This window comes from Nostocoides japonicum T1-X7 (assembly GCF_001046855.1).
In the GTDB taxonomy this organism is placed as follows: domain Bacteria; phylum Actinomycetota; class Actinomycetes; order Actinomycetales; family Dermatophilaceae; genus Nostocoides; species Nostocoides japonicum.
The window spans coordinates 3,284,087-3,291,495 of record NZ_HF570958.1 but is presented as its reverse complement, the minus strand read 5'-3'; the positions used below and the strand labels follow the sequence as shown (position 1 = coordinate 3,291,495).

The following is a 7,409-nucleotide window of genomic DNA, read 5'->3' as shown; positions in this document are numbered from 1 at the left end:
GAGCCGGTCGGGGAGGGGCGTGGCCGGCTCGGGCAGGGCGGGCGGGGCGGTGGCGGCGGCATACGGCACGATCGGGCGCCGCCCGGCGAGGGCCCGCTCGAGGAGCGGAAGGAGCTCCAAGACGTCGGGCCCGGCCGGCACGGGAAGGGGGTGGAGCACACGGGCAGGGTATGCCGGGGGTTTACGGCCGGCACCGCATGGGTCGACCATGGGTCTCGGAGGCGTCATGGACGAGGAGTTCCAGAGGTACCTGCAGTCGGTGCGGGCGCATCGTGCCGAGCTGGCGGACTCCGTCGCGGCCGTCGATGCCGCGCTGGCCCGGCCGCTCGCCCACGACGCCTGGTCCGAGCGCGTGCACACCGCGATGGTCGAGCTCGCTCACGACTGGCGTGACCACCGGAGCCTCACCGAGGGCGAGCGGGGCCTCTACGCGGACGTCCGCCGCTCCGCACCCCACCTCGCCGGGTCCGCCGACCGCCTGCTCGCCGAGCACGCCGAGGTGAGCGGCCAGCTGCGGTCGGTCATCGAGCAGCTCGAGGGCTCCGAGCCGGTATGCGACGTCGCCAGCTTCCGTGAGGAGGTCACCGACCTCATGGGTCGCCTCGTCCGGCACCGGCAGCGGGGGTCCGACCTCGTCTACGCGGCGTACAGCTGGGACATCGGCGGTTCGGACTGACGGCCCCGGTGTCGATACCCGACCTCGATACCCACCCCGGTGGCCGGCGGTGCGCCGTCTCGCCGGACCATGCCGTCACCGGACCATGCCCTCACCGGACCGCGCCGTAGACCCGTTCGACATGCAGGAGGAGTGGGACGCGGCGGTCGGCGACCATGGCGGCGCGGTACTCGTCCCAATCGGGGTGCTCGCCGCTGATCGCGCGGTAGATGTCGATGAGCTCCTCGACACTTGCGTCATCGGGGGCCGCCGCGACGGGGAGGAGCTCGGCGCGGCACTCGGCGACGGCGTACTGCCAGGGGTCCGGCCCGTTGACGAGGACGGTGGCGCGGGGGTCGCGCCGCAGGTTGTGCGTCTTGGCTCGCCCGTCGGTGACGGAGACGCGGAGCAGGTCACGGCCGCGGTCGTAGGTGAAGGACACGTTGGACAGCTGAGGCCGGCCGTCGCGCTTGATCGTCGCGAGGACGGCGATGTGGCGCTCGGGGGCAGCGAAGAGGTCGCGCAGGTCGCTCATGATCCCCAGTGTGCCCCTCAGGGCAGCTCGTAGGTCAGCTCAACCTCGTGGCGGCCGTCCTCGACGGACAGGGCGACGGCGCCCGTCAGACCCGTGAGGTCGGCTGTGCCCGAGCCGGGTACGACGACATAGTCGAGCCGCTGCCCGTCGGTGCCCATCGTGCCGAGCTGCTGGAGCAGGAACGTCCCCTTCCGGCCGTCGACCGTCGCCTCGACGACCTCCACCGCCACGTATCCGGCGGCGCCGGCCGTGGGATCCCCACCGCTCAGCATGAGGCCGCGGCTCGTCCCCTCGACGCCTCCGCTCCACGTCTTGGTGAAGTCGAACCGTCCGATCGCCCCCTCGATCTCTCCGGCAGGGATCGGCGTCAGGTGGATCTCGAAGGTCGCTCGTGTCGTCGTCATGCCCGCATCGTGCCGGAGCCCACCGACAGCCCCGTTCCCCGGCCGGCTGGTCGTCGAGGGCGAGGTCAGGCGCCTCCGGAGGGTCGTCGGCTCGGGAGGTCCTTGAAGACCTTCCCCCCGGGCACGGCCTGAATGACGCCGTCGACGATGTCGGCGACGAAGGACTCCATCTCGGCCGTCCGTGCCTCGTCGACGCGCCAGGTCAGTAGTGCCAGGGGAAGGGCGACCAGTCGGGCGCGCGCTTCTGGAGGAACTGGTCGCGGCCCTCGATGGCCTCGTCGGTCATGTAGGCCAGGCGCGTCGCCTCGCCGGCGAAGACCTGCTGACCCATGAGGCCGTCGTCGACGAGGTTGAAGGCGAACTTGAGCATCCGCTGCGCCTGCGGGCTCTTGCCCATGATCTCGCGCGCGACGCCGAGCGCATCCGTCTCGAGCGTCGCGTGGTCGCTGACGAGGTTGACCGCGCCCATCCGCTCCATGTCCTCCCCCGTGTAGGTGCGGCCGAGGAAGAAGATCTCGCGGGCCTTCTTCTGGCCGACCATCCGCGCGAGGTATGCCGAGCCGTACCCGCCGTCGAACGAGCCCACGTCCGCGTCGGTCTGCTTGAAGCGGGCGTGCTCGCGACAGGCGATCGTCAGGTCGCAGACGACGTGGAGGGAGTGGCCACCGCCCGCGGCCCAGCCGCCGACGACGGCGACGACGACCTTGGGCATCGTCCGGATGAGCCGCTGCACCTCGAGGATGTGCAGCCGGCCGCCTTCGGCCTGCGCCCGGCGCTCATCGACGGTGTCGGCCGTCTCGCCGGACGCGTACTGGTATCCCGAGCGCCCGCGGATCCGCTGATCACCACCGGTGCAGAACGCCCAGCCCTCGGTCGCGGCCGACGACCCCGCGCGGGGCGTCGGGCCGTTGCCCGTGAGCAGGACACAGCCGACATCCGCGCTGCGGCGCGCGTGATCCAGCACCCGGTACAGCTCGTCGACGGTGTGCGGCCGGAAGGCGTTGAGCACGTCCGGCCGGTCGACGGCGACCCGCACCGCTCCGACGTCCACGGCCCGGTGGTACGTCACGTCCGTGAGGTCGTCGAACCCGGGCACGGGAGTCCAGGCGGAGGCGTCGAAGGTCTCGCTGACGTCGGGGAGGGCGCTCACCCGCGCGAGCCTAGTGCGGGCCCGCCACTGGTCCGGCGCACCGCCCGCTCAGGGGACAGTCGCCTCACCGGGAACGCGACACTCGGTCCACCCACGCGGGCGGCGGGGCACGAGCACGTGGCATACGGCGTCTCACTCCACCCAGATGTTGTCGTGGAAGTCCATGAAGGCGGCATACTCCTCGGGGCTCGGCTGCTCGCCGGCGGCGATCCGCGCCAGCCCCTCGAAGTAGCCCTCCCGGGGCGCACCCGGCGCGAAGTGGAGCAGCATGCTGGCGGGTGCGCCCGACTCGTTGCGGAAGCCGTGGATGCCGCCCGGGGGCACGTGGACCCAGTCGCCAGGACGTCGCAGCCCCCAGGTCTGCCCGTCGAAGATCGTCACCTCGCCGGACAGCACGTAGAACGACTCGGCCATCGTGCGATGGAAGTGCGCGCCCGGTCCGCTGCGGGCGCCGGAGAACTCCCACCGATAGAGGCCGAAGAGTCCCTGGGTGGTCGCACCCGTCGCGAGGTACCGGACGCGGTTGCCGTTGGGATAGGTGATCTCCGGCGCGGCGTCGTCGACCCGGACGGTCGCGGAGATCTCACCGGAGTCGCCGTCGTAGAGAGGTGGTGGATAGCTCATGGCCCCCAGTCTGTGACAGCCGACCGACAAGGGGTGCGCGACGCGACACCACCCGAGGCGGTCGACGGCGAGGGCTGTGGATAACTTCTGCGCCGATCGGCGCGAACGTGCGACGGTGGGGCGCAGAGACGACGCGGCCGGATGGCTGCGGACGGGAGGAGCGAGGGAGATGGACGGCTCGGACATGGACGACGGCCGGGGCTACCTGGAGCTGGTGGACCTCGAGGACCATGACGGAGGTTCGTGGGACGAGGGGTGGGCGGACTGGGACGACGACAGGTGGCCCCACGACGACCTGCACCCCGGCACGATCGGGCCGGAACCCTTCAGGGGGACGCCGGACCTCGGAGAGGTGACCTACCTCGTCCTCGTCGACGACCATGTCGTCGACAGCTTCCGGCGCCCGGCCCGGGGGAGCGGCTACGAGGGCGTGGCCTGGGAGCTCGGGCGGGGACGGCGGCAACCGCCCTCGCCGCCCCGGGTCGTCGAGGTGGACCGGGAGCCGCGATGGAGCCAGGAGCTGGCCTGGCTCGCTCGGCTCGTCGGCGGCGTCGAGGCGCTCGCGGAGCTGGGCACCGACCCGTTGCCGGAGGAATGGCTGGATCTCGAGGGGGTCCGGCCCTGCGACCGGGACCGTGTCCGGTCCATCGCCGAGGTCGTCGACACGGTATGCGACGCGCTCGGCGACGCGGAGCTGCGCACCGCCTGCCGCCGGGTGCTCGTCCGGGCCGCCGGCGGCACGCCCGGGTTGCTCGGTCTCGGCGAGGCCGATCCGCCCGCCGCAGCCGCTCTCGTCGCGGGAGTCGGCCGGGCCAACGGGATCGTCGGATCCGGCTGCCCGGTGACCCAGCGGCGCGTCGGTGAGCTCGCGGGCGTGGCCAACGTCAGCAGCGACCGCGCGTCGCGCTGGGTCCGCGCGGCGGGTGGGATGGTCGCGATGCGGGAGTACGGGTGGAACCCGTCGCGGCGGGCCCCCGATCTCCCGGTTCTCGGGTCGGCGGACCTCCTCACGAGCGGGTTCCGGCGCCAGCTGGTCTCCCTGCGCGATCTCGCGAACGCCGAGCGGGACCGGCTCGTGGCGAGCTGACGGGCCCGTGGCGACTGTCGGCGGCACGGCATACGGTCACGGCATGAGCATGCGCTGGTACACCCTCGTCGTCGACTGCCACGACATCGCCGCCCAGGCGCGCTGGTGGGCCGAGACGCTCGACTACGTCATCGTCTACGAGGACGCGGAGGAGGTCGCGATCGTGCCGCGCACGATGGAGACCGATCCGGTGGACGACGTGGCGCGGTTCCGAGCGTTGCCTCCGGGCCTCGTCTTCGTGCCGGTCGGCGAGGAGAAGACCGTGAAGAACCGGTTGCACATCGACCTGGCTCCCCATACCGCCGAGGATCGCGACGGCGAGATCGCGGCCCTCCTCGACCGCGGCGCGACACGCGTCCACGTCGGTCAGCCGGACGATGTCACGTGGACCGTGCTCGCCGACCCCGAGGGCAACGAGTTCTGCGTGCTGTCCTCCCGTGACCGCTGACGGTCCACGGCTGGAGGCCGTCCTCGAGGGTATGCGGGTCGTCGCGATCCCCCTGCGCGTCCGGTTCCGCGGGATCGACGTCCGGGAGGTGGCCCTCGTCGAGGGGCCGGCCGGCTGGGGAGAGTTCGGACCGTTCCTCGAGTACGAGCCACCCGAGGCAGCGCGCTGGCTCGCCGCCGCAGTGGAGTCGGCGTATGCGGGATGGCCCGAGCCGGTGCGCGACGTCGTCCCGGTCAACGCGACGGTCCCCGCGGTGCCGGCCGGTGATGTCGCCGGCGTGCTGGGCCGCTTCCCGGGCTGCACGACGGCGAAGGTCAAGGTCGCCGAGGCCGGGCAGTCGCTGGCCGACGACCTCGACCGGGTCGCCGCCGTCCGCTCCCGTCTCGGCACGGACGCGCGGATCCGCGTCGACGCCAACGGCGCGTGGTCGGTCGAGGAGGCGACGGAGGCGCTCACGCGGCTCGCGGCATACGGCCTGGAGTACGCCGAGCAGCCGTGCGCGTCGGTGACCGAGCTCCGGGAGGTGCGCCTCGCGCTCGCGCGCGCGGGGGTCGAGGTGCCCGTCGCCGCCGACGAGTCGATCCGCAAGGCGAGCGACCCGGCGCGGGTCGCGCGGGAGGAGGCCGCCGACGTCGTCGTCGTCAAGGCCGCCCCGCTCGGCGGGGTGCGGCGTGCCCTCGAGGTCGTCGCGGAGTGCGGCCTGCCGGCCGTGGTCTCCTCGGCGCTCGACACCTCGGTCGGCATCGCCGCCGGTGTGGCTCTCGCCGCCGCCCTGCCGTCCCTCGATCACGCGTGCGGGCTCGCGACGGTCGGGCTCTTCGAGGGCGACGTGGCCACCCCGTCGCTCGTTCCGGCCACGGGGCTGCTGCGCGCGGGGCGCGTCACCCCCGACCCGGGGCTCCTGGACCGCTGGGCGGCTCCCACGGATCGGGTGCGGTGGTGGCGCGACCGGGTGCGCCGGTGCTGGGACCTGCTCGGGCGGGAGGACGATGGGTGAGCGATCCGATGCCGGCACCGCGTCTCCGGCGGAGGACCGGGCCCGGCAACGTGAGGACGGGGACGCATGAGTCTCGACATCGACTGGATGTGGCTGTTCATCGACACGCCGGAGGCTCGGGCCGAGCAGTCCTGGGCCTTCTGGGGCGCGGCGACCCGCAGCGAGATCGCCGACCTCCGCGGTGACCGCGAGGAGTTCGCGACACTGTCGCCGCGGGATGGCGACCCCTGGGTGAAGCTGCAGACGGTGGGCGGTTCCGGCGGCGTCCACGTCGACCTCGACGTCGAGGACCCGTCGGCTGCCGCGACGGTCGCCGTGGAGCTCGGTGCCGACGTCGTCCGTCGCGAGGCCGACGAGTCCGGCGGGTTCGTCGTCATGGCCTCGCCGGGCGGCTTCGTCTTCTGCCTCACCCGGGCCGGGCACCCGCGGCGACAGCACCGCATGGGCGAGCCGGACCTGCTCGACCAGCTGTGCCTCGACATCCCGTCGGCCGGCTTCGACGCGGAGTCCGCCTTCTGGTCGGGGCTGACCGGGTGGCCGGTGCGATCGGAGCATGCCGAGGCCGAGTTCCGCTCCCTCGCCCGTCCGGAGGGTATGCCGGTTCGTGTCCTCCTCCAACGCCTCGGGGAGGACACCGGTCCGGTGCGGGCGCACCTCGACCTCGCGAGCGGTGATCGCGCCACGACGGTGGAGCGGCACGTCGGGCTGGGTGCCTCGGTGCTGCGGGAGCACCAGTACTGGACCGTCCTTCGCGACCCGGTCGGCATGGAGTACTGCGTCACCGAGCGGGCCGTCGCGTCCGGCGAGCTGCAGCCGTTCCCGCGATAGCGAACGGCGCAGCACCCACCCGGACACGCCGTGTGGACCGGTCACCGCCCCCGCAGGGCTCACGGCCCCTCGACCCCCGTGTCGGGTGGATGGTGCGGGATCGGCGCTCCTGGACATCGGACGTGGGCCGCGAGCGTCCACACCCGCTGACAGCCGATCGGCGTCATCCACAACCGGCGTCGAGACCTGTCGCACAGGGCCCGGACGCGATGGCATACCGCCATGGATGTCGAGGAGGGAGTGCGAGCCCGGGCCACGCGGGTCCGGACCGAGGCGGAGGTCCTGCGTCGCCAGGCCCGAGCGGTGGAGGCGCTGCGCGACGTCTCGTGGACCTCCGGTGCCGCGGACCGGTTCCGGGCGCAGGTCGTCGAGCGATCCGAGCAGCTGGCGCTCCTCGCTCGGCGTGTCGAGGAGCTCGCCGCAGACCTCGACGAGCTCGCCGCCCAGCTCCGTGCGGCGCAGGAGGGCTGATGGGTATCGACGTGTCCGGAGGGGCGGGTGGCGTCGCTGCGCGGCTCGATGAGCTCGACCACGCCGGCGGCGCGCTCGTCCGGCTCGGAGCGGGGGTGGGCGAGGTGGCGGTCGCGGTCCTCGAGGTCGCCGTCGATCCGTCGGTCGCCGCCGCCCCGTTCGTCGTGGCGCGGCACGACCCGCTCGGCACCCCCGCGACGGCGTGGCGCG

Annotated in this window: 11 protein-coding genes; 7 read left to right on the top strand and 4 right to left on the bottom strand. The window is 73.2% G+C overall.

The window, feature by feature from the left end:
- Positions 1-208 precede the first annotated feature (208 nt).
- Positions 209-676, top strand: coding sequence for a hypothetical protein (locus BN12_RS14900; RefSeq protein WP_235432421.1), 468 nt, complete (start codon positions 209-211; stop codon positions 674-676).
- A 91-nt stretch (positions 677-767) separates the two neighbouring features.
- On the opposite strand, the gene BN12_RS14895 is transcribed toward BN12_RS14900, so the two are convergent.
- The 4 genes from BN12_RS14895 to BN12_RS14880 form a co-directional block, all read right to left on the bottom strand.
- Positions 768-1,190, bottom strand: coding sequence for a PPOX class F420-dependent oxidoreductase (locus BN12_RS14895; protein WP_048553654.1), 423 nt, complete (start codon positions 1,188-1,190; stop codon positions 768-770).
- Between the two features lie 17 nt (positions 1,191-1,207).
- Positions 1,208-1,594 (bottom strand): DUF3224 domain-containing protein, encoded by a 387-nt coding sequence (locus BN12_RS14890; RefSeq protein ID WP_048553652.1) that lies wholly within the window; start codon positions 1,592-1,594, stop codon positions 1,208-1,210.
- A 202-nt stretch (positions 1,595-1,796) separates the two neighbouring features.
- A complete protein-coding gene (locus BN12_RS14885) occupies positions 1,797-2,744 on the bottom strand; it encodes a 1,4-dihydroxy-2-naphthoyl-CoA synthase (protein WP_048553650.1) in 948 nt (315 codons plus the stop codon).
- 132 nt (positions 2,745-2,876) lie between these two features.
- Positions 2,877-3,368, bottom strand: a complete 492-nt coding sequence (locus tag BN12_RS14880; protein ID WP_048553648.1) for a cupin domain-containing protein — start codon at positions 3,366-3,368, stop codon at positions 2,877-2,879.
- A gap of 169 nt (positions 3,369-3,537) precedes the next feature.
- Between BN12_RS14880 and BN12_RS14875 the strand changes: the two genes are divergently transcribed.
- The 6 genes from BN12_RS14875 to BN12_RS25245 all read left to right on the top strand — a co-directional run.
- Entirely contained in the window at positions 3,538-4,455 is a 918-nt protein-coding gene (locus tag BN12_RS14875) for a hypothetical protein (protein WP_048553646.1), read from the top strand.
- 43 nt (positions 4,456-4,498) lie between these two features.
- On the top strand, positions 4,499-4,903 hold the full coding sequence (locus BN12_RS14870; protein ID WP_048556450.1) for a VOC family protein: 405 nt from the start codon (positions 4,499-4,501) through the stop codon (positions 4,901-4,903).
- A complete protein-coding gene (locus BN12_RS14865; RefSeq protein ID WP_268807013.1) occupies positions 4,893-5,900 on the top strand; it encodes an o-succinylbenzoate synthase in 1,008 nt (335 codons plus the stop codon). Before BN12_RS14870 ends, BN12_RS14865 begins: the two co-directional genes overlap by 11 nt.
- A 66-nt stretch (positions 5,901-5,966) precedes the next feature.
- Entirely contained in the window at positions 5,967-6,728 is a 762-nt protein-coding gene (locus BN12_RS14860) for a VOC family protein (RefSeq protein WP_053080047.1), read from the top strand.
- 222 nt (positions 6,729-6,950) lie between these two features.
- Positions 6,951-7,199 carry a hypothetical protein gene (locus BN12_RS14855; RefSeq protein WP_048553644.1) on the top strand — a complete coding sequence of 83 codons (249 nt, stop codon included), beginning with the start codon at positions 6,951-6,953 and terminating at the stop codon, positions 7,197-7,199.
- On the top strand, positions 7,199-7,409 hold a 211-nt coding region (locus BN12_RS25245), incomplete at its 3' end, for a hypothetical protein (protein ID WP_048553642.1). The genes BN12_RS14855 and BN12_RS25245, both read left to right, overlap by 1 nt.

What these genes read in the sequence shown, in the direction of transcription:
- BN12_RS14900 (WP_235432421.1), top strand. Translation starts at nt 209, where the DNA reads ATGGGTCTCGGAGGCGTCATGGACGAGGAGTTCCAGAGGTACCTGCAG.
- BN12_RS14895 (WP_048553654.1), bottom strand. Translation starts at nt 1,190, where the DNA reads ATGAGCGACCTGCGCGACCTCTTCGCTGCCCCCGAGCGCCACATCGCC.
- BN12_RS14890 (WP_048553652.1), bottom strand. Translation starts at nt 1,594, where the DNA reads ATGACGACGACACGAGCGACCTTCGAGATCCACCTGACGCCGATCCCT.
- BN12_RS14880 (WP_048553648.1), bottom strand. Translation starts at nt 3,368, where the DNA reads ATGAGCTATCCACCACCTCTCTACGACGGCGACTCCGGTGAGATCTCC.
- BN12_RS14875 (WP_048553646.1), top strand. Translation starts at nt 3,538, where the DNA reads ATGGACGGCTCGGACATGGACGACGGCCGGGGCTACCTGGAGCTGGTG.
- BN12_RS14870 (WP_048556450.1), top strand. Translation starts at nt 4,499, where the DNA reads ATGAGCATGCGCTGGTACACCCTCGTCGTCGACTGCCACGACATCGCC.
- BN12_RS14860 (WP_053080047.1), top strand. Translation starts at nt 5,967, where the DNA reads ATGAGTCTCGACATCGACTGGATGTGGCTGTTCATCGACACGCCGGAG.
- BN12_RS14855 (WP_048553644.1), top strand. Translation starts at nt 6,951, where the DNA reads ATGGATGTCGAGGAGGGAGTGCGAGCCCGGGCCACGCGGGTCCGGACC.